Origin of the sequence: Thermogutta sp. (genome assembly GCF_039793925.1) — a bacterium.
Taxonomy (GTDB): Bacteria; Planctomycetota; Planctomycetia; order Pirellulales; family Thermoguttaceae; genus Thermogutta.
In genome coordinates this window covers 51,146-73,268 of record NZ_JBAMME010000334.1, presented here as the reverse complement: position 1 = coordinate 73,268, position 22,123 = coordinate 51,146, and the positions used below count along the sequence as shown (strand labels likewise).

16 protein-coding genes are annotated in these 22,123 nt (G+C 57.5%); 9 read left to right on the top strand and 7 right to left on the bottom strand.

The genetic code is table 11. The features are described 5' to 3' along the window. Positions 1-9 precede the first annotated feature (9 nt). Genes ABJK56_RS18270 through ABJK56_RS18255 form a run of 4 tightly spaced genes read right to left on the bottom strand, consistent with a single transcriptional unit; the run spans position 10 to position 5,266 of the window. Positions 10-2,289, bottom strand: coding sequence for a (Fe-S)-binding protein (locus ABJK56_RS18270; protein ID WP_347246118.1), 2,280 nt, complete (start codon positions 2,287-2,289; stop codon positions 10-12). After that, entirely contained in the window at positions 2,290-3,273 is a 984-nt protein-coding gene (locus tag ABJK56_RS18265; RefSeq protein WP_347246117.1) for an electron transfer flavoprotein subunit alpha/FixB family protein, read from the bottom strand. Further along, complete coding sequence (locus ABJK56_RS18260) at positions 3,270-4,043, bottom strand: hypothetical protein (protein WP_347246116.1); 774 nt, start codon at positions 4,041-4,043, stop codon at positions 3,270-3,272. Before ABJK56_RS18260 ends, ABJK56_RS18265 begins: the two co-directional genes overlap by 4 nt. Beyond that, on the bottom strand, positions 4,040-5,266 hold the full coding sequence (locus ABJK56_RS18255; protein WP_347246115.1) for a (Fe-S)-binding protein: 1,227 nt from the start codon (positions 5,264-5,266) through the stop codon (positions 4,040-4,042). The genes ABJK56_RS18260 and ABJK56_RS18255 overlap by 4 nt, the downstream gene beginning before the upstream one ends. A gap of 1,368 nt (positions 5,267-6,634) precedes the next feature. Between ABJK56_RS18255 and ABJK56_RS18250 the strand changes: the two genes are divergently transcribed. The 4 genes from ABJK56_RS18250 to ABJK56_RS18235 all read left to right on the top strand — a co-directional run bounded on the left by ABJK56_RS18250 (position 6,635) and on the right by ABJK56_RS18235 (position 10,684). After that, complete coding sequence (locus ABJK56_RS18250; protein ID WP_347246114.1) at positions 6,635-7,582, top strand: hypothetical protein; 948 nt, start codon at positions 6,635-6,637, stop codon at positions 7,580-7,582. Between the two features lie 76 nt (positions 7,583-7,658). After that, the gene (locus ABJK56_RS18245) at positions 7,659-8,279 is read left to right on the top strand and encodes a sigma-70 family RNA polymerase sigma factor (RefSeq protein ID WP_347246113.1); all 621 of its coding nucleotides are present in this window, start codon (positions 7,659-7,661) and stop codon (positions 8,277-8,279) included. Between the two features lie 24 nt (positions 8,280-8,303). Beyond that, positions 8,304-8,888, top strand: a complete 585-nt coding sequence (locus ABJK56_RS18240; protein ID WP_347246112.1) for a hypothetical protein — start codon at positions 8,304-8,306, stop codon at positions 8,886-8,888. 113 nt (positions 8,889-9,001) lie between these two features. After that, positions 9,002-10,684, top strand: coding sequence for a hypothetical protein (locus ABJK56_RS18235; protein ID WP_347246111.1), 1,683 nt, complete (start codon positions 9,002-9,004; stop codon positions 10,682-10,684). Between the two features lie 169 nt (positions 10,685-10,853). Here ABJK56_RS18235 and ABJK56_RS18230 read toward each other — a convergent pair whose 3' ends face one another. After that, positions 10,854-11,432: a peroxiredoxin gene (locus ABJK56_RS18230; RefSeq protein ID WP_347246110.1), complete on the bottom strand. Its 579-nt coding sequence runs from the start codon at positions 11,430-11,432 to the stop codon at positions 10,854-10,856. A 545-nt stretch (positions 11,433-11,977) separates the two neighbouring features. Between ABJK56_RS18230 and nifJ the strand changes: the two genes are divergently transcribed. From nifJ to ABJK56_RS18215, 3 genes are all read left to right on the top strand, one after another. Beyond that, complete coding sequence (gene nifJ / locus ABJK56_RS18225; protein ID WP_347246109.1) at positions 11,978-15,556, top strand: pyruvate:ferredoxin (flavodoxin) oxidoreductase; 3,579 nt, start codon at positions 11,978-11,980, stop codon at positions 15,554-15,556. A 26-nt stretch (positions 15,557-15,582) separates the two neighbouring features. After that, a complete protein-coding gene (locus tag ABJK56_RS18220) occupies positions 15,583-16,590 on the top strand; it encodes a dihydroorotate dehydrogenase-like protein (RefSeq protein ID WP_347246108.1) in 1,008 nt (335 codons plus the stop codon). Positions 16,591-16,924: 334 nt separating this feature from the next. After that, positions 16,925-17,152: a hypothetical protein gene (locus ABJK56_RS18215; protein WP_347246107.1), complete on the top strand. Its 228-nt coding sequence runs from the start codon at positions 16,925-16,927 to the stop codon at positions 17,150-17,152. A 206-nt stretch (positions 17,153-17,358) separates the two neighbouring features. On the opposite strand, the gene ABJK56_RS18210 is transcribed toward ABJK56_RS18215, so the two are convergent. Both ABJK56_RS18210 and rnc read right to left on the bottom strand, forming a co-directional pair. After that, complete coding sequence (locus ABJK56_RS18210; protein WP_347246106.1) at positions 17,359-18,357, bottom strand: hypothetical protein; 999 nt, start codon at positions 18,355-18,357, stop codon at positions 17,359-17,361. A 62-nt stretch (positions 18,358-18,419) separates the two neighbouring features. Then, positions 18,420-19,205 carry a ribonuclease III gene (gene rnc, locus ABJK56_RS18205; protein WP_347246105.1) on the bottom strand — a complete coding sequence of 262 codons (786 nt, stop codon included), beginning with the start codon at positions 19,203-19,205 and terminating at the stop codon, positions 18,420-18,422. Positions 19,206-19,546: 341 nt separating this feature from the next. Here rnc and ABJK56_RS18200 point away from each other — a divergent pair, with 341 nt between their 5' ends. Together ABJK56_RS18200 and ABJK56_RS18195 are read left to right on the top strand one after the other, a co-directional pair. Beyond that, a complete protein-coding gene (locus tag ABJK56_RS18200) occupies positions 19,547-20,806 on the top strand; it encodes a pitrilysin family protein (RefSeq protein ID WP_347246104.1) in 1,260 nt (419 codons plus the stop codon). Then, positions 20,787-22,034, top strand: coding sequence for a pitrilysin family protein (locus tag ABJK56_RS18195; RefSeq protein WP_347246103.1), 1,248 nt, complete (start codon positions 20,787-20,789; stop codon positions 22,032-22,034). Before ABJK56_RS18200 ends, ABJK56_RS18195 begins: the two co-directional genes overlap by 20 nt. Positions 22,035-22,123: the final 89 nt, after the last annotated feature.

The window sequence follows — 22,123 nt, the reverse complement described above, 5'->3', positions numbered from 1 at the left end:
TTTGGATATTCATATTTCAGAGGCTGTCGGCTTATCCGAACTGATAGGGGATTCCGCCAAGACCGCCTCTGCCAAAAGCGTGGTGATATCCACGACGCGGAGTTTTTGCTCGTGGCCGAGAGATTTGACAGCGTCCTGGAACATGACGAGATCTTTCGGACACGCCACCACCAGGTCGTGCACGCCGGGAAGATTGAGGGCTTCGCGAATACGGTTTTCTGCGGGACGCTCCCGGTTATTGGGTCGATCTTTCATCCAGATCCGTCCCCCGCCGGCTCCGCAGCAGAAACTGTACTGGCCGTGCCGGGGCATCTCCACGAGGGTGCATCCGATCGCGTTGAGGATTGCCCTCGGGGGATCGTAAATCCCGTTGTACCGTCCGAGGTAACACGGGTCGTGGTAGGTCACCCGCCGCTCCAGTTTTCTCACCACCCTGAGACGACCTTCCTGGAGAAGTTCCCAGAAAAGCTCCACTAGTGAGCGAACGGGGAGCGGGCTGTTTGAACTGGCTACCCTGTTGTTGGGATCGGATGTGGTTACGAACACGGAGCCTTTCTCGCGGGATGATCCCACAAGCTGTGGTTCCATCACCGAAATCGATCCTTTCTGCGGACCCAATTCCGCTTGCTCAAGCCTATACTCGTTGCGCAAGGCATGGTAACTATGGGGATCGCCGGTGATGAGGACTCGAAACCTCGCCCGCTGAAGCGCAGCAATATTCTCCTCTCGCAGATACTGAAAGAGTCCTTCTTCTCCTGCCCGTCGAGCGTCGTTACCGCTGTTTTTCTCCTTGTCATACAGAATCCCGAAGTCCACTCCCGCGACGTGGAGGAGCCGTGCGGCGACCTGAGTGACGCTTTGCACACGGGGATCGTAGGATGCGTAATCTCCCACAAACCACAGATAGTCTACCGGCTCTTTGGTAGCGTTTTTCACAGGGAAGCCGAGCGTTTTCGCCCAGTCTCCGCGTTTCCGCGGGGAGTGAGCAAATGAGTTTCCATATCGCTGGAGATTGATGAAGACCTCCTGCAATCCGTCGGCCAACTTTCCGGAATCCACAAAGGCCCTGCGGTAAGCGCCGACCAACCCGGTATGTCGAATCAGGAGGGGACATACTTCCTCACACAGTCGGCATGTGTAGCAGGACCAAACGGCCTCATCGCGCAGCCACTCGCATTCTGTCAGAGGAGTACGAGGAATGAGCGGTGGCCAGCGAAGTTCTGTGAAAAGCCGACCCTGCGTTGCCCACACGAGGCCTTTGGGCGTTAGCGGCTGGCCGGACACGTAGGCCGGGCAAAGTTCCTGACACTTGCCACATGCCGTGCAGGCTGTGATCTCCATCCGTTGCCGCCAGGTCAGGGCCGGGAGGGAGTTCCCTTTGGACGAAGTCGGACCGCTTTCCGAGGCCACCGGCCACTGTTCAGAGCGGGGAAGCACCACGTGGACCAACCCGGCCACAAGATGAACCCCTTTGGTAAAGGGGATCAGAATGAGGAACGCGAAGGCCGACAAAGCGTGGAGCCACCAAATGATCAAATGGATGCCGCGGACTGTAGGCAAGGAAATGCCGCCAAACAGGGCCGCGACGCCGTTGCCGACCGGCGACCAACGGGCAGCCGCGGTAGCCGCCACCGCCATCTGGTCCGTTCGGTGTTCGCCAGACACCGTTGGCCGTACCTTGCTGTCCGCTGGAAGTGTTTGACCGAGGATTCGCCCACCTTCGATCCGCAGCCCTTCGAGAATAAACCCAGTAATTCCAATAGTCAGAAGAAGACCGACCAAGACGGGAGATTGCCAGGCGTCGCGGGAAAGGGGTGGAGTGGCCAGGCGGGCCGGCCGCCATACATACCGGCGGTAAAGCGCCAGTGTCGCTCCCAGCACCAGGGCGACCCCTGCCAGGTCGAGGACGAGTTCAAATATTTGATAGGTCACCCCCGCAAGCAGTCGCCATCCAAAAATGAGGTGGAATACGTCCCAATCGATCGGGGCCAAAGCGGTGCCGATCGCTAACAGGACCATGCCCCAAAGGAGGCAACTGTGCGTGATGAGTGCGAACAGATCGCTGCGAAGCCGTTCCGGAAGAATAACGTACCGGAACAACCGGTCAACCATCGATTTAAGAATTTTCCAGGTCCATGGGACACCGTCTTCGGGAGCCCCACGCTGCCAGGACCGAACGTGGCTGAGAACGCCCCACACAAGAACGCCCATCACCAACAATCCGAGGACGTACTGGAGTGCTTCGCTCCATCCCGGAATGTTCCAGAATGTGGGGCGAACGGGTACCATTCAGGCCTCCTGACGCCGCGCTACAAGGGCCTCCTTCAAAGCCGGAATTACATCGAACAGATCCGCAACAATCCCGTAATGAGCCACGTGGAAGATGGGCGCACGCTCGTCCCGATTGATTGCAACGATCAGCTCGGCGTCCTTCATCCCTTCCACGTGTTCCGGGGCTCCGCTGATCCCCATCGCCAGGTAAAGTTTGGGTTTAACGATCATCCCCGATTTGCCGACTTGTCGCGTGGGTGGCAGCCAGCCCTGATCCACCACCGGCCGGGAACCGCACACCACACCTCCCAGGACCTCCGCCAGTTCCTCTGCGACCTCCAGGTTTTCCTGTCGCTCTATGCCCCGGCCTACGGCGACTAAAATTTCCGCCTGGGTGATGTCCACATCTTCCCGTTGCGGCTCGATCCACCGCTGGAACCGGACGCGGGCGTCCCATTCCTGGGAGGAAACCGATTCCTTTTCCATCACCGGCTGTGTCGCTCGGGGCGTCACCTCCTTGCGGAGAAAACTGCCCGGCAGCAATAGAACCACGGCCGTTTGAGCCCCCACTTCGACGTCCACAAGAAGTTTTCCCGCGCAGATCCGACAGGTGGCCCATAACGAAGCCTGCCGCCGCTCCAACCCCTGACAGTTGGCCACAAGGGGCACACCCCAGAAAGCTGCCACCAGGGGGCCTACATCGAGCCCCCACGAACTGCTCCCCACGAGAACCAGTTCAGTGTCCTTCCGATCCAGCTTCGAGCACAGGAGCTTGGCCTGGGCCAAAGCCACTGGCTGGCTCACCTGGCCGTTCTCCAACGTCACAACTCGATCCGCAAGCTGCAACGCTGAGTTCCCGTGGTCCGGGATTTCACCAAACACGTAGGCCACCACCTCATCCTCGTCTCGAGCGACGAGGCGGGCAGCAATCAGACACTCCCTTGTGAGGTCGGTGATTTGCCCCCGGTACACTTCCACCGGGACAGCGATGCGGCGGCTCATTTCAGAATCCCTTTCTCCAGCAAGATCTCCACCAGTTGACGGGCGACTTCTTCTTCCGAACCTCTTAGCATCGTGGCATGGGCCGTCGCAGGGGTAAGATACACCCGACGGATTGCGGCCGACGGTTCCTTCAACTCACGGGGACCTTCAACCATCTCGAACCGGGTCTGTTGGGCTGCGGCGCGGATCCGGCTTACCGGCACATACCGCGGAGGTTGACTAGCGGTAAGGATCCCTACGACTGCCGGCAACTGGACTTCCATCTCCGCCAGGACTGCCCCTGGATATTCCTTGTAGGCCTTCCACGCTTCGGGATGCTCAGAGGCCTCGAGCCCCCGTACCACCCCCACGTAACTCCAGTCCAACGCAGCCGCAAGCTGGGGCGCTGCCATCCCCAAAAACTCCGTCGGTGATTGACAGCCCATGACAACTAATTCCACTTTCAGGGTGGGCACCAACTGGGCCAGTGTCTCAGCAATCTCCAGACTGTTGGGTGGCTCACGATGCGGCCAGGAAATCTTGATGATCCGATCGACCCCTTTGGCTGCCGCCATGTAGAGCACCTGGTCGATTTCCCCGAAATCGAAAGCCACCACCGTCACGCGGGCCTGATACTTCTCTTTGAGCAGCAGGGCCTCTTCCAAAGCGTGGTCATCGCTCTCGTTGAGCACCAGGGCCGTCTCCTCCCAATCGAGGTTGTCTTCCTGAGGGGTGACCACGAGCGGCTCCACCAAATCCGGCACAAGCCGCACCACAACCAGGACGTTCATGGACCACCTCCTTCGTTCAATCCCATGGACTCAGCCAGGAGCTCAAGGATGTCGCGGACTTTGAGCCGGTCTTCGGCCCCAGCAACCTTTACCGCGTTCTCGAACCGGGACAATTCAAACGGACAGGAGACCGCCAGGATCTCCGCGCCAGTTTTCAGAGCATGCTGGATTCGTACGTCGGAAAGCCGGCGGCCCCCGTGTTGTGTGATGAAGGCATCCAGCCACATACCCCCGCCACCCCCACCACAGCAAAGGGCGTGCTCGCGATTCCTTTCCATCTCCACCAGTTCCAGGCCTGGGATGGCTGCCAAAAGGGCCCGCGGCGCATCGAAACACCGGCACCGCCGACCAACACAGCAGTTGTCGTGGTAGGTCACCCGAGCCTTGATCGGCTTAACCAGCCAAGGACGGAGTTGCTGCAAGCGAGAGGCCAAGAAGGTCGTGTAATGCTCCGCCGGGAATACTGCCCCGAAGCGGGGATAAAACTTTTCCAGTGCCCGAAAGGCATGGGGATCCAGAAGGACGATCTTTTCGAACTGGAACCGCTCAAAGAGACGTCGGTTGTTTTCCACCAGCATCTCAAAAAGTCCTTCCTCCCCGAAAAGGCGATCGCAATCTCCCAAGGCCCGTTCCTCTTTGCCTAAGATTCCCCAGCGGATTCCCAGGGCAGTGAGTATGCGGGCCATGTTCCGCGCCACCACCTGGTTGCGAGGGTGATAAGAGGGATAACAGCCCACTAGCCACAGGACCTCGACAGGCTCCGGCGATTTAGAAAGGTCCCGCACCGTGACCTCGAGCCCCCGCGTCCACTCCAGTCGCTTGCGGGGAGACTGGCCAAAGACATTCCCGTAAAGATAGAGATTCTGGAACGCTGCGCGGAGCTCAGGCGGCGGTTGGATGCCTTCTTGCAGGGCGTAATCCCGCACCGCTGGACAGACAGTGTCGGTGAGGTCGATCTGACGGGGGCAGCGGAGCGAACAGGTATAGCAGCCCACGCACATCCAGACGGAAGGGCTGCGGATAACCCGTTCCAGCGTCCCACTCCAGGCCTCGGCGATAATCCGCCGCGGTGGATACTCCATGGCATCCCCCAGAGGACATGAACTCGTGCACAGACCGCACTGCATGCAGGCCCAGGCCGTGGAACCCTCCGGGGGTTCGAAAAGCATCCGGTAAAACTCGGCGACCCGAGAAGACGAGCCCGATGCCAGTTCCCCGCTCATGGCCGTCCCTCCCGTGCGATGCCGGCCTTCCAGGTCCGGATCGATTTCAGCTGGCCAATCTTTACTGGCAAAAAGTGCACGTTTTAAACGCTAGTCTAACGCGACGAGTATTGTTGTCAATAACTAAGATGGAGGATAGTCACCCTCGGGAATAAGTCGTGTATCCTTTGTGTACAACTAAATGCTCTCTTTATGCGAGAGACTAAGCACGAATACAGAGCTCACCGCGTTGTCCTCGCGGAATACGCGCCCTATCTTTGAACGGCACTATGTGAATATTCTGCTCAAACAAAAGTTTGTTTTTGTCCCGAAAGTGCAGTTATATGCTCGACCGGTTCCCATTTTCAGCACGAAATGGCACCCTTATCCTGCTCCGGAAAACAACCAGAAAACAATATGAGTAACCGGCTGACCGAAGGTCATAAAAAATCGATATGATGAGCGCGTCTTTCACAACCATCACTTGACAGGCAGGTGCTTCGGGCTGGGTCTTACTCGCGGGGAAGCCTTTGTCCAGCTCTGTGCGCTTCGTCGGCCGCACAAAAAGAGTCGTGATGAGTTGGCATAAGTCTCGCAAAGCCCCGGACACGGTTGTTGATTTTTTAACGAGAATGCTGGATCCGACTATCAAGGAGCGATTCGGCCTCAATGTTTAAAAGTTCTGCTCCATGCCCGCTTTTTGTAAGGATCTGTAATAGACCAAAGGCTCGATGGGGGCAATTTTTTAATTGCCCGTGCCAGACATCATTTTTAATCCATGACTCCTTACACACTGCCCGGAATGATCACGCGCCTCCGTTTTGTGGAAGGTGCATCAGGCGGTTGGCGCTACCCTCCTGAGGACGATAGTTCTTGCCGAGCTGACGGTGTCGCTCTCATTCAATCACGAGCGCGTGCACAATCGCTTTTACAGCCGTTCATGTCGGTGCGCGCAAACGTGTAACACACCCACATGGGCCAAGTGCAACAGCGGTGCTTCTGAGGACCGGCGGTCGGTCAGATTCTGGCCGTGGGAGGCGGTTCACGGCGCCACCCGAACTCGGTACACCGGCCTTTGACAGCCCGCCTGAACACGGTATGCGATGGTGCGAAGTACGATTCTGAAACGGGCACGACGATCGCGGCCAACCATCGGATCCATGATGCATAAGGCAAAGCAACGTGCGAGAGGACGCCGGCCCGTGGTATACGATGACGACGCAGGGTGGAGGAAGACCAGGGCACGGCCAAACCGGGGCTTTGGCGGGGGTAGGGCAATTCTGTAATTCTTTCGCAACTAAGTCCGAAATTCCCGTCACCTCTTGAGGACTTGGTGTGTATACTTGATGACAGCTCTCGTGGGCGACGTGACAAAAGAAGGGTCGTGGCATGACAATGGTGCTTTGGCGCCGTGTTCGCAACTGGTGGATTTGGATAGCCGCCCTGGCGGGATGGGCAGTATTTTGCCCATCTTCGAGTGGGGCCGGTGAGTTGGATTGGCGTCTGGTTCCAAAAAACTGGCGGTGGATCGTCCACCTTGACGTCGATACCCTCCGGCAGTCGCCCGGGGCTGGGCGCGTTTTGGAACGCTTTTGGCAGCGGAGTCCCAACCGAGCAGAAATTGAAGGGGTTGCGGCCCTCGCAGAGGCCAATTTAAAAAGCGATCTGCACGGGGTGACGTTTCTGGGGGTGAGCTTCGATCCTAAAGAGGGTGCCGTACTTGTGCAACTGAAAGTAAACCAGGAGCGGTTGCTCGGTTTTATCAAGACCAATCCTGAATACGCGACCCGTACTGTGGCGGGAATCACCATTCATCGTTGGCACGACGCAAGCGAAAAGGTCTTTCTCCATGGATGTTTTCTTCCCGGCGATTGGGTGGTCCTAAGTCGCGAGGGTGATCTGGTGGACGAGATCGCGGCGAGCGCTGTGAAGGAGATGGGGAGTGATAGTGCTGAGCCTTTCTACCACGTACGGCAAGGTACCTACGTGGAGATACATGCCCGGAGCATGGATCAGCTTCCCGTACAGTTCATGTCTCCGCTTATTCGCCGCAGCCGGCGATTGACGGCAGCGTTGGGGGAGCACCAGGGGCAGGCATTCGTTCAGGCCACGTTTGAGGTGGAAGGAGCCGATACCGCCCTGAACGTTCGGGATGCGCTGGTAGGACTTCTGGCCATCGGCAAGCTCCATTATGCGGATGAGCCGCGCTATGTGGCGGTGCTGGATCACGCCAAAGTTTTTGCCAGCGAGAACCGGGCCACGCTCGTTTGGACGGCCCCGACGGACGACGTTCTGGACGTGCTGGGCAAGCTCGTTCCGTGGTTGCGGGAAAAATAACGGCGAGGCGCAACGGGAGTTGTCCGGCTGACATACCGAGGCATGCCGATAGCAAATTTCGTTCAAAATTTTTGTGATGAGTGGTGACGAGTCACTCGCATTGCTGACCGACAAAGAGCTCGTTCAACGAGCCAAACGAGGTTGTACGCGCAGCTTTGGCGAGCTTGCGCGTCGGTATCAGGTACCCATTCGACATTTTCTGCAACGAAAATGTGGGGTTCGAGAGGATGCCGAGGATCTCACACAGGAAACGTTTTTGCGAGCATTTAAGAAGCTTTGGTCGTTTCATGAGGGGGCGGAATTTCGACCGTGGATTTTCACGGTGGCCTATCGGGTAGCGCTCAACGCGCTGCGGCGGCAACAGTGGCAGTCGCGATTGGAGAATAGCGTGCCTGCAGTTCTGGAGGCGCGTCTAGGGGAGGGCATGGAAAATAAAGAACAGCGCGATCGGCTATGGGACCGGGTGCAAAGCGTGCTGACACCGCTTCAATTTACGGTCGTGTGGCTGTTTTACGTGGAACAGATGAGCGCTAGGGACATCGGGGCCATTCTCCGAAAGTCGGAGGGGGCGGTGAAAACGATCCTTTGCCGAGCGAGAAAGGTCTTACTTCCCCATCTCCAGGAATTTACGGCTGTTTTTGAGGCGGGAATAGACAAGCATCCCAGTCCTCATATTGGCAGCAGGCACGTGCTGTAACCCATCGATGACGATCGGTGTACAATGAGAGAGGATCAACGTCACAATCATCGCAATGAGGAATGGTTGGGTGGTCTTCTGAGAGCGGCCGCTCAAGCTGAGAGACCGGAGTTTTCCGAGGAGCTCCATCGGAGAATCCTCCGGCAAGTCACGCAGAGTGGGCTGATCGATGGAGGCCGAGCGACTCACTGGTTATATTCACGGGAACGATTGCGCGTGATGCTGGGGCTGGCTGGGTGCGCCGTGGCGGTACTGCTGGCAGTTTTGACGGTGACGTCCGTCAGGCAAGGCGGGTTGCTTTTTGGGGCTCGGCCCAATCCAGAGGAAGTGGCGAATGGAATGAATGGGCAAATGGGAAGTCTGCCCGCGAGTTTGGATCACAGCATGCCGAAAGAATCGGAGCTTTCTCCGGATCGATCGCTGGCTGTTATTGTGAGTACACCGGATCGAACAGTTCAGCAGTTGCAAAATCAATTGACACAGCTCGAATCCAGTCGGTGGGCCGGACTGGATCGGGATCTCATGATCGCGAGTGAAATGCTCAAAAACCAATTGCCTCTTACTGCGGTGGCGCAAATTCGGACTGGCGAGGCCCAACGGACGCCGTGAGAGGCTTCAGACTATTTGACGATAAAGATGCCGGGCCCGGGCGCCTGCGCCCTGTGCGCTGGGACAGGTGACGGGCGGTTCAACTGTCGGGTGTTTGTTGTCTGGAGGTTGCCATGAGGATGCTGCGCGATTGGGGTCTACACAAGTTTGTGTGGGGTCTGAGCGGATTGCTTTTGATAGCCCAGGCCGCTCAGGCAGTAGAACCGCTGGTAGTGGTTCGGATTGCTCCGCTACGGGAATGCCAGGCGGATATGAAAGCTGTTCAGGAAGTCCTTGGGACCCAGCAAGATGGCGTCACCCAGGCTATGGCCTGGCTTTTAGAAAGGACGGAAACGCTCACTAAGAACGGTCTGGACGATTCGCGGCCCCTCGGAATGGCTGCGGTGTCTGCGGGGGGAGATCGCGTGGTGTGGGTGGCAGCCGTGCCCACAACTGATGTGCATGCGCTCCACGACGTGGTCAAGCCCTGGATCGGCGATGTGGAAGAAAAGGAAGATGGCGTCGTTAAGTTCACATTTCTGGGAAAAGAACTTTACGCCAATGCAGTTGCGGGCTGGGTCTACGTGAGTGAGAAGCAAGCCGCCGTGTCGCATGTGCCTTCTTCGCCTGAACCGTGGTTGGAAGGCTTTGATTTGCAATGGGATGTGGGGGTACGGGTAAATGTTCCCCAGGTTTTGGCCAGTTTTGGCCCACGATTGGGGGCCTGGGTGGAAAAGGTGAAAGAAAGGACGCAGCGCGAAGCCGAACGCCACCCTCTGGCGGCGACGCTTATTCCGCAGATTCTTTCGGTCGCGTCAGCGGCGACAGCACAGACTCAGGAATGGGTGGTCGGCTGGCAGGTGGACCGCGAAAGCCAGAAGGTGCGGTGCGTTTGCCGCTGCCTCGCCATTCCCAACACCAATCTTGCCCGGTATTTTGCCGAGCAGCAGAACGTGACAAGTCCTCTCGTCGCACTACGGCACTGGCCGGACGCGGCATTTTCCGCTGGGTGGGTTTACACCTTCCCGACCCCGCCTGAAGAGGAGCTGGAAAAACTCGGACAGGCGTTGCGTGCCGAGATGGAACAGGTAATTGAAAGACGGATCTCCAAAACGGAGGATGCCAATCTCGTGCGAGAGCTTTTCGAGGAATGGCTTGGCATTGCCAACGACTGGGTGCACCACGGCCGTTATGAGGGTGCTGTTACCCTAGTGGCCAAGCCGGATCAAGTCACACTTGTGGCGGCCAAATTCGTGGGAAATTCGGATGCGACGGAAAAATTCGTCGGACACCTTGTCGAGTCTGCTCAGGCGAAGTTTCCCAAGTTGTTTGAGAGGGTGACGGTAACCCCGGACTACGCCCGCCACGGAGATGCCGTCATCCACCGAATGGAAATTAACCTCGGCGACAAACTCACCGCTGCGCAAAAAGCGGTTCTCGGTGAAAAGCTGGAGGTGGCCTTCACGGCTGTGAATGGATATGCGGGTGTGGCCATCGGAAAGAACGCGGTGGCGACGCTGAAGCGGGCGATCGATGACTGCGTCGCCCAGGGCGAGCAGGCAGCCCCCTCCTTCGAAATGAGGGCCTCCATCGAAAAGATGACGGACGTCTGTGCCCAGTTGAATCCAAAAAACAAGCGGGTGCAGGAGATTAAAGAGTATCTGCATCAGAATGATCGAGAAGAGCTCGTTACAGCGCGGGCGACGGCAGACGGACGATCGGCCGAGGTGGTTTGGGAAGCGGATTTGCGTCTGATGCGAGTCAGCCGGATGGTACGGCATCCTGGTCCCACCGTGACACACAACCTCCATCCGTGAAGGAGCACGCGAGCTAAGGCGAATAAATCGTTAATAGCGGACTCGCCAAAAATGCTTCGGCCCCGGGCAAATCACCCGGGGCCGTTTTGTTCAGTTTGCCAATGGGTGAGCTTTCTAAAATGGCTGACAAGGGCTTCGGGAGGCTCCATCACACGATTCTGGGGTGGCCTTATTCCTGGGGTTTCCACTCCGGATGCTGTTGAAGCCAGTTTCTGATCCAATCAGCCACATCCCGGGCGTGGGAATCCACCTTGACCTGCTTATCGATGTGAAGAATCTTCCCGTCCGGACCGATAATAAAAGTCCATCGTTGAGCAAATCCCTGAGGATTAGTCAGAACGCCGTAGGCCAGGGCCGTTTGTCGGGTTGGGTCACTCAAAATGGGATATTGGGCCTTGAGCGATTCGGCGAACCGTTTGTTGTCCTCAGGCGTATCAACACTGACTGTGAAATATGCCACTGGGAGGCCTTCGAATGCGTCTGCCTGCTGGGCGAAGGCGCGGCATTCACGGGTACAACCGGGCGTGAAGGCTTTGGGGAACCAGGCGAGGACGACAATCTTTTTGTTGCGAAACTCGGAAAGGCGGTACGTTTTGCCATCGCTGCCGGGGAGTTTAAAATCTGGGGCTTCATCGCCCACCCGAAGTTCCGCCCGTTGCTCCACTTTCTGGCCGGCAAACGCACCAATCAAGGACGAGGTTAATACCGAGGCGATTGCAGTCAATTTTGTGAGGAACAGGGACTTCATTGCGAGGCTCCTTTCTCGGTAGCAGCGCAGGTTACCGGTTCAATCGTTAGTGTGAAATTCGATAGACAAAATTGTTGCAACTGAGCACAGCAATTATACGACAAAGTCTGCCCGAAGCCAGGGCGGGACAAGCGGGGTTTCACGGCACGTGCCGCGGCCGGTGTGACGGCGCGGATGGGCCCACGCAGATTCGATAGACCGGTGAACTAGCGCAGCTTGCAACGGCCGAGAGAAATCGGTACGCTTACGGTTTGAGCTTCCGGGAATGAGATGAGATCAGGGGATGCGCAATCTCAGGGGAATCGTGGCACTTGCCGAACTCATCTTAGATGTGACGGCTATTCTAAACGACCGACCAAGTAGTCGGTACCAACGAATTTGCCGCGCGGCGAAGGGGTATATCCAGGGGCCATTCTCGGGAGACTGGCAGGCGTTTGGGCCGTCTTGGTTTCAGGTAGCCTTTCGTCATGAATCGAGGGTGATCCCCACATTGAGTGGCGAATTTTGTCCGCCGTATTTGGCATAGATTAAGAGGAGATTAAGCCGTGGCCGAGAAGCGTTTCGTCACCGTTGAAGGAAATGAGGCGACCGCCAATATTGCTCATCTTTGCTCGGAGGTGATGGCGATCTATCCGATCACGCCATCGTCCACCCTGGGTGAATTGCCGGATGCCTGGGCGGCCGCGGGTCGAAAGAATATCTTCGGTGCCGTCCCCCAGGTGGTGGAAATGCAGAGCGAGGCCGGTGCCGCGGGGGCCTGCCACGGGGCCCTACAGGCGGGAACACTCTCGTCCACATTCACGGCCTCGCAGGGGCTTCTGCTGATGATCCCCAATTTGTTCAAGATCGCTGGGGAACTGACGCCAGCAGTCTTCCACGTCACCGCCCGCACGGTCGCCACGCACGCCCTTTCGATCTTTGGTGACCACAGCGACGTGATGGCCTGTCGTACCACGGGCTGGGCGCTGCTGGCCTCGGGATCGGTTCAGGAGGCTCAGGACCTGGCCCTTATCGCTTATGCGGCGACCCTGGAAGCCCGCGTGCCCTTCATTCACTTTTATGACGGTTTCCGCACCTCCCATGAGGTGGCCAAGATCGAACAGCTCAGCGATGACGATGTGCGGAAGATGATCGATATGGAGCTGGTACGGGCCCACCGTGAACGGGCCATGTCTCCCGAGAAGCCTGTTTTGCGGGGAACGGCACAAAATCCGGACGTCTTCTTCCAGGCACGCGAGGCTTGCAATCCGTTCTACTTAAAGACGCCCGCCATTGTCCAGAAGGCGATGGACAAATTTGCGCGGCTTTTTGGACGGCAGTATCACCTCTTTGATTATGTGGGAGCGCCGAATGCGGAGCGCGTTGTCGTGGCCATGGCGTCCGGCACCGGCGTTGTCGAAGAAGCGGTCGATTACCTCGTCGAACGGGGCGAAAAGGTGGGGTTGGTGAAAGTTCGGCTCTACCGCCCGTTCGATGCGGATGCTTTTGTGCGGGCACTTCCCACCACGGTCCGTCGAATCGCGGTCCTGGATCGGACCAAGGAACCTGGTGCGATCGGCGAACCCCTCTATATCGACGTGGTGGCGGCCATTGCCGAGAAATGGGCCGAGCACGCGCCGGGGGCACCGACGCCGCTGATTATCGGAGGTCGGTATGGCCTGTCGTCCAAAGAGTTTAACCCCGCCATGGCACTGGCGGTCTTTGAGGAATTGAAGAAACCGCAACCCAAGCGGCATTTTACCGTGGGCATCAAAGACGATGTTACCCACCTGAGTCTGGACTACGATCCGACCTTCTCGATTGAACCGCCGGATGTGGTGCGGGCCCTGTTTTACGGATTGGGGAGCGACGGGACTGTCTCGGCCAACCGAAGCTCAGTCAAGATCATCGGCGAGAATACCCCCTTCTACGCCCAGGGCTACTTCGTGTACGACTCCCGGAAAGCGGGGTCAATGACGATCTCGCATGTACGTTTCAGTCCTCGTCCGATAAAAGGCTCTTACCTGATCAACAAAGCCAACTTTGTGGCGTGCCATCAATTTCACTTTCTGGAACGAATTGATGTCCTCGCAGCGGCGGAAGAGGGAGCCACCTTCCTCCTCAATAGCCCCTTCCCGGCTGAGGAAGTGTGGGACCACCTGCCCGCCGAAGTCCAAAAGCAGATCATCGACAAAAAGTTGAAGTTTTACGTGGTGGATGCCTACCGCGTGGCTAAAGAGACGGGCCTCGGTGTGCGTATTAACACGGTCATGCAGACTTGTTTCTTCAAGCTGGCCAACATCATTCCGGTGGAGCAGGCGATCAAAGAGATCAAGGACATGATCGTCCAGAGCTATGGAAAGAAGGGCGGGTCGGCGATCATCGAAAAGAATTTTGCGGCCGTCGACAAAGCTTTGGAATCACTCCAGGAGGTCAAATACCCCAACGAGGTGACCTCGAAGATCCACATGCTGCCGCCGGTGCCGGAGGACGCTCCGGAATTTGTCAAGAACGTGCTGGGGCCCATGATTGCTTATCGTGGCGACGAGTTGCCGGTGAGTGCTCTGCCGCCAGACGGAACGTTCCCCACAGGGACAACCAAATACGAAAAGCGGAGCATTGCCCTGGAGATTCCGATCTGGGACCCGAAGATTTGCATCCAGTGCGGACTCTGTTCTTTGGTCTGCCCGCATGCAGCCATTCGCATGAAAGTCTACGAGCCGGCGATTCTCGAAAAAGCTCCCGAGGGCTTCAAGTCGGCTCCCTGGCGGGGCAAAGAATATCCGGGCTACCACATGACGGTGCAGGTTGCTCCGGACGATTGCACTGGTTGTGGCCTGTGTGTGGAGGTGTGCCCCGTCCGTGACAAAGAGGTGGCCAAACACAAGGCCATCGACATGCTGTTCAAGCTGGATCACCTGGAACGAGAGCGAGCATGCTTCGACTTTTTCCTCCGCATCCCGGACATCGAGCGCAGCAAGGTGGCTGTCGATACGGTCAAAGGCTCGCAGCTTCTGCTCCCGCTGTTTGAATTCTCCGGTGCCTGTGCCGGTTGCGGTGAAACCCCGTATGTCAAACTGATTACCCAGTTTTTCGGGGACCGGATGATGATCGCCAACGCGACGGGGTGCTCGTCAATTTATGGCGGCAATTTGCCATGCACTCCCTACACGACCAACCACCAAGGCCGGGGGCCTACCTGGAACAATTCGTTGTTTGAGGACGCAGCCGAGTTTGGCTTTGGCATGCGGTTGGCGGTAGACCAGCAGATTGATTACGCCACAGGGCTTCTCAAGAAGCTGGCCTCTCAGATTGGTGACAACCTGGTGACCGAGCTTTTGAACAATCCGCAGGAGACGGACGAGCAAATCGCCAAGCAGCGGCAACTTGTGGCCGAGCTCAAGAAGAAGCTGACCCAAATCCCGGGCGATGATGCGGCAAATCTCCTTGCCTCCGCAGATTATCTGATTCGGCGTAGCATCTGGAGCTTCGGTGGAGACGGATGGGCTTACGACATCGGATTTGGTGGCCTGGACCACGTGCTGGCTTCCGGTCGCGATATCAATCTCCTCGTGATGGACACGGAAGTCTATTCCAATACCGGCGGTCAGGCATCGAAAGCCACGTTCCGAGGAGCGGTGGCCAAATTCGCGGCGGCAGGGAAACCCAGTCGCAAGAAAGACCTCGGGCTCGTCGCAATGTCGTATGGAAATGTCTTCGTCGGCCAAATCTCGCTGGGTGCCAATCCGCTCCACGCGATTAAGGTTATTCGAGCGGCGGAGTCATACCGCGGGCCGTCTCTCATCATCGCCCTCTCTCACTGCATCGGGTGGGGGATCGATATGTCCAAGGGCATGGAGTACCAGAAGGAAGCGGTCGCATGCGGGTACTGGCCGCTCTATCACTATGACCCCCGTGACAAAGAGCAGCCGCTCCATGTGGACAGCCGCCCACCCAAAGGGGCTTTCAAGGACTTCGCGCTCAAGCAGGCTCGGTTCGCTATCTTGAGTCGCTCGAAGCCGGAGCGGGCTGAGCAGTTGTTCCAGCTTGGCCAGGAAGACATCAATTTCCGATATGCCCTGTATGAGAATCTCAGCGCAGCCCTTGCCCGTTCTGGGGCAGTTTCTGGCGGTGATGGCGAGTGAGAATGCACCCAGCGGAGGAACTGAACATGAGTGTTGATCTGCGTACGCGTTACCTGGGGTTGGAGTTGAAAAACCCGATCGTGGCGGCGGCCTGCCCGCTCACGGAGAGTCTTGATAACCAGAAGCGGCTGGAAGATGCCGGGGCAGCGGCCATTGTGCTGCCGTCCCTGTTCGAGGAGCAGATTCTGGCGGAGGAAGAGAATCTGGCCCGAGTCCATGAGTTCGGCACCGACAGCTTCGCGGAGGCCCTTTCCTATTTCCCCGAACCGGAAGAATATCGGCTGGGAACGGACGAATATCTCGACCGGATTCGGACTGCCAAGCGGTGCCTCTCAATCCCTGTCATTGCCAGTCTCAACGGTACAACGGAGGGCTCCTGGATTCGGTACGCCAAGCTCTTCCAGGAGGCCGGTGCCGACGCGATCGAGCTGAACATCTACTTGGTGGCTGCCGATCTGGAACGTTCCGGAGCCGAAGTGGAGGCCCAGTATCTCAGTCTCGTCAAAGCGGTCGCTTCTTCGGTGTCGATACCGGTAGCCGTGAAAATTGGCCCCTATCTCAGTTCTGTCGGGCATTTTGCCAGGCAACTTGTGGATGCCGGCGCTTGGGGATTGGTCCTTTTCAACAGGTTTCTTCAACCAGATATCCGGCTAGATACCCTGGAAACGAAGCCGCACCTGGTGCTGAGCACCGAGTTCGAATTACTGCTGCCATTGCGCTGGATTGCCATTCTCTATGGAAAGGTTAATGCCTCGTTGGCGCTCACGGGCGGAGCCCACTCGGCAGAGGCTGTGATCAAATCAGTTCTGGCAGGTGCCGATGTGGTCATGCTGGCGTCGGTGCTTTACAAGCAAGGGTTTGGCTGTATCAAGACGTTTCTCCAGCAGATTGAGCAGTGGATGGAGGAGCAGGAATACGAATCCGTGGAGCAAATGAAAGGCAGTATGAGCCACAAAAACTGCCCGAATCCCGAAGTGTTCGAGCGCGGAAACTATATGAAGGCCATCACTTCCTTCACAGGAGTGCCCATCTGAAAGTCTATGTTTGATGTTTGCTGTGGGCAGAGGCACGTGCCGAGGTTGAAGAACTCGGCACGTTTTTTTGTTCACTCAGCTTGCACTTTTCAAAGAACACGTTACGATAATAACAATTAATTATGGAGGGGCTGGTTGATTCGTGATCAGCGGCTGGAAGGTGGCTCGGACGGATGAGCCGCGGATGACGATAGAGTGTCCACATCAGCAGGTGAGGGAACCGGCACGTGGTTGTGTGGTAGTGTTTGGGTGGTTTGGCGTGCGAGAGTGGTTGAAAACGTGGCAAGGGTTCCACCCTCTCGACGCCGCAGGTCTTTAAAAGGAGGATCGACAGGTGGCCAAGAAAGTCGCGAAGAAGGCGGCGAAGAAGGCTGCCAAGAAAGCCGCTAAGAAGCCGGTAAAGAAACCGGCGAAGAAGGCAGCTAAGAAGGCAGCGAAGAAGACCGCGAAGAAGGCGGTCAAGAAGTCGGCCAAGAAGAAGGCCGCGAAGAAGCCCGCGGCGAAGAGGGCGCCCGCACCGGCGCCGGCGCCAGCGGAAGAAACCCCGCCCGCCACGCCGTGAGGCTCCGCGACGGACGCAGCTCGGCGACAGCTCTTTCGAGTACAACGACGAGAAAGGGACGCCTCCAGGATGGTGGCGTCCCTAGCTTTTTTCCTCGTCTCCGTCGGTTGGTCACGGATCAGCAGCAGCAAAGAAGCTGCTGGCAGGGCAAATGGACGTTCATTGTTCCTTCCCCTCTCAGCCCGTGTTCGGACCCTTGTCTGTGATCATAGAACCGTGTTTGGAGATGTCTGAGTCTCCGATGACGGGCAGCGGAACTTGCGACGGAAAACCGCACCCCCCACGCAAATGTCGACCTCCACGTTAGGAAGAAGTTCACGATGCACGTAGCGCAACATGGTGGCGACCGCTTTTTCCCATTGAGGTTCGGAAACGTCACCCACCAGAATCGCATCAGGACCCGTGAAATTGCCGGGCGTCAGCAGTAGGCAGTCTTCACGGGTTCGTCTTGCAAAGAGACGTCGCAGTTGAAGGTTCTGCATCTCGTTCCGCCCGATGATGAGTTTTGTGCGCTCATCCAGCCGCACGTGGCGGCCCAGGGTGAGCAGTTCGCAGTCCCATAACGAGGCTTGCGGATCGTGATCCAGAAGATCAAAAACTTTAGGGGCGAATTGGACGTCGGTGAGGGAACACGCAGCCCCAGACTCGGGGATGTTTTTGAGCCCCAATTGCCTGGCCAGAGCCCAAAGCGGTTTACGACTTCGGCCGGTGAAAGCGTAGAGCTTCTCGCGATCGACGTAACCTTCCCGTTCTGGCAGCGTCGGGGGCAGGCACTTGGCGGAGAGCGGTCTGAGGAGGCGGTCCTGGAGCCCTGATTCGTAAGCCGTGATCCCCAGGTGGGACCGTTTCTGACTCATCGGCCGCTGGCCGAGGACTTCCCCGGTGGCCACGAGCATTCCGTCAAGCTCGTCCATGAGTTGTCTGGCCATGCGAAGCATGTATGTGCGGCAGTCCAGACAGGGATTGGCCCCTTTGCCATAGCCGTGCCTGGGATAGCGGAGGACTTCCATGTAGTCTTCCTCCACCTTCCGCATGGCCAATGGGATTTGGAGCTCGCACGCTGCCTGGAGTGCTGCTGATTCGCAACGGTGAAAAGGGAGACGCACCGTCAGACCGACCACCTCGAAGCCCTGAAGTTGGAGAATTCGGGCAGCGAGGGTGCTGTCCAACCTGCCCGAAAGAAGAACCACCGCGAGCCTCTTCATAGAACTCCCTTCTGCGCAGCCATTATTCTGGGGGGTAAAGCAATGGTTGCCTCTAGGTCAACCTACTCCAGGAACCGTTCAATTCCCTCGGCTACGGGACCGACGACGGGAAGCCCGTCCTCACCCAGTTCATCCGAACAAGGCGGCGGCAGCGCTTTCAATTGATGGAGTGCGTTACACGCTGCGCGTTGTTCCGCTTCTTTCTTGCTTTTTCCCCAGGCAGCCTGGTAGCGTGTGGTGCCGATCTGAGCAGCGATCTTGAAAAGTTTGCCATGATCCGGTCCCCGCTCCTCCAGGAGAAGATACGCGGGCGTGGTCCCAAAAGATCTCTGGCTGATCTGCTGGAGGATTGATTTGTAGTTTTCGCCGATTCGGTCCCGTACAAAGGCTTCCAGTTCTGGCAGGACGAGCGGTTCAATAAATTGTTTCGCTGCATCCAGCCCCCCGTCCAGGTAGATGGCCGCCGTGATGGCCTCGAAAACCGCTGCCAGGAGCGAGTTGGGAAGCTTGGGTTGACCAGACAGGCCTTTTCCGATGATGATCAGTTTTTCCAGACCCAAGCGTCGAGCCAGCTCCGCACAATGCAACCGGCTGACGATGCTGGATTTCAACCGGGTGAGCTCGCCTTCCGTAAGATGGGGGAGCTTTCGGTAGAGTAGCTCGCAGACCACCATTCCCAGCACGGCGTCGCCCAGGAATTCCAATCGCTCGTTCGATTCGAGCCGTGTTTCAGCCCCGGACGCGTGCGTCAGAGCTGTCTGGAGCAGCCGCGGATTTGAAAAGCTGTAGCCGATTTTTTCCTGGCAGGTACGGATTCTCGGATCGTCGGTGTTGTCAAAGGCTCCCATGAGATCGGTGCTCTACAGCTCACGAACTTTCCCGTCGATGCTGGCCTTGTGTTGCCGGCCGAGCGCATTCATCCATGCTGTAGAGCTCGTCCTCAACCGAGTTCCGCCAAGCAGCTCACCTGGCTCGGTTGGGGACGAGCCCAGCAGCCTCTCTGTCCACGGTCAATTATAGTTTCCCTCCTTTTACTGCGACACTCCCGCTATTCGGCGAACAAGTTTTGGGGCGTACAATAAAACTTCGGAGTTGAAAAAGAACGGGTCACACTGAAGCGCTCTCCACCATGCGCTCTCAATCGCCTTGACCAACGTCCGCTAACCTGATGTGAGGGGTACAACTGCACGTGACCACATCCAGTGATTCTTATTTCGTCCACCATTTCGATAATGGATTACTCGTCGTGGCAGAGCCGCTTCCCTGGCTCAGCTCGGTCAGTTTTGACATCGCTATCCCGGCAGGGGCCTTGTTTGACCCCGAGGATCGCCAGGGACTGGCCAGTTTGACAACCGATATGGTCCTCCGTGGGGCGGGGCCGCGCGACGCCCGGGCGTTTCTGGAGGATTTGGAAAACCTCGGCGTGGTGTGGTCGGAATCGGTAGGACACCGGTACATCCATTTCAGCGCAGCGATGCGGCCCGATTATCTGCGGGAGGCCCTGGCAATCTTCAGCGATGTCCTCCGAAAGCCGCGCCTTCCCCAAGAGGATCTCGAATCTGCTCGCCAGGGGCTCATCCAGACGATTCAGGCGGAGGAGGATGACCCGGAGCACCAGTTGAACAAAGCCCTTCGATATCGTTTTCTTCCATATCCCTGGAGTCGGTCCCCCCATGGCATGATTGACCACGTGGTGGCTATTTCCTGGCACGAGGTAGCAGAGTTTTTCGAGCGCCACTTCCAGCCCAGCGGTATCGTCATTGGGGTAGCGGGACGATTCAACTGGGATGAACTCGTGTCATCGATCGGCGAACTACTTGGCGACTGGAAAGGATGTCCGCCCCCTCCACCGGAAGCACGCTGGCCCACCGAGCGCCAGGCCCATGTTCCGTTCGATTCTCAGCAAACTCATATCGGCGTGGCCTATAGAAGTGTTCCCTATGAAGATGACCGTTATTTCTTGGCGCGGGCGGCGGCTGGGATGCTGGGCAGTGGTACGAGCTCACGACTCTTCATGGAACTGCGGGAAAGACGGGGCCTGTGTTACGCCGTGGGGGCCAGCTACGTGGCTATCCGCGGATTTGGTGGGGTGATCTGTTATGTGGGCACCACTTCCGAACGAGCGGAAGAGTCGTTGCAAGTTTTGCTGGAAGAACTTCAGAACCTCGGGGAGGGCGTTCACAACGACGAGCTGAATCGCGCCAAGGCTCAATTGAAAAGTGGGATTGTCTTTCTTCAAGAATCCAGTGCTGCGAGAGCTCACGCCCTGACCCAGGATTGGGCGCTTCTGGGGCGAGTGCGCTCCATGCAAGAGATCAAAAAGGCTGTGGATTCCCTCACTACCGAGGAAATCAACAGTTTCCTTCGAGAGAATCGCCCGCGAGATTTCACAGTCGTCACTGTTGGCCCAAGGCCTGTGGAGGTCCCCAGTGAGCTTTTACAGTCATAAACTGTGGAACGGAGTGGATGTCATTTGTGAGAGCCATCCCCGGGCGCTGTCAATTGCCCTGGGCTTTTTTGTTCGTGCCGGTTCCCGAGACGAGCCGCCGGAACTTGCCGGGGTCAGCCATTTTCTAGAGCATATGGCGTTCAAAGGGACAGGGCGAATCACGTCCGAGGACATCAACCGCGGTTTTGATGAGATTGGGGCCTCCTACAACGCCACCACCTCTTTCGAGGAGACCGTTTATTACGCGGTTTTCCTGCCGGAGTATCTGGACCGGGCGTTCGAGCTGCTAGCGCTGCTTCTTCGGCCGGCTCTGCGACAGGAAGATTTTGAACTGGAAAAGCAGGTTATCCTAGAAGAAATCTCGATGTACCTGGATCAGCCACCGTACGGCGTGGACGATCTCTGCCGGGCGAGGTTCTTCGCGGGACATCCCCTGGGGCAGAGCGTCATCGGCACCACGGAGTCCATTTCTCGGCTCACCGTTGAGCAAATGCGCAGCTACTATAACCAGCGTTACACGGCCACCAATGTGGTAATTGCGGCAACGGGCGCGGTTGAATTCCCCAAATTGGTGGCTCTTGCCGAAAAGCATTGCAGTCACCTGGAGCCGATCGAGAGTGAACGGATCCGGCAACGGTTGCTCGAGCCGGCCTACGGATTGCGTGTCCACCAAAAGCCAACCGCTACCCAGGAATATGTCATCCAGTTGGCGGAGGCGCCCCCGGCGGACAGCCCTGACCGCTTTGCCGCACAAATGCTGGCAGCCATTGTATCGGGAAGTTCTTCCAGCCGTTTGTATTGGGAGTTCATTGAGCCGGGCCGCGTGGACTCCATATCGCTCAGCTACGAGGGCTACGAGGACGCGGGGGTCTTCGCCACGTTGATGAGCTGCGATCCCGGCATGCTTCAGGAGAACTTGCAGCGATTGCGAGAGGTTTACACGGCCATTGAGCAACACGGCGTGACCGCCGAGGAACTCGAACGCGTCAAGAACAAACTCATGTCCAGCTTGGCCCTGGCAGCCGAACGGCCTTCCGCACGTCTTTTCCCAGTGGGTTCCGAACGCCTGACCACAGGGCAGTATCGCTCGCTGGAAGATGACTTGGCAATCATCGAAAAACTGACGCTGGAGCAGGTCAACGCCGTCGCCGAAAAATATCCGCTGACATGCAACGCCACCGATGTCATTGGGCCGATGTCGCCCGAGGAGTTTCACAAAGCCAATTAGTGGTCCACCGCGGAGGGTTGCCGGTCATTCCGGCGGCTCCTCGTTTCGTCTCCTGGGAAGCCCGAACAGCAGCGGCGACGGGTGTTCGC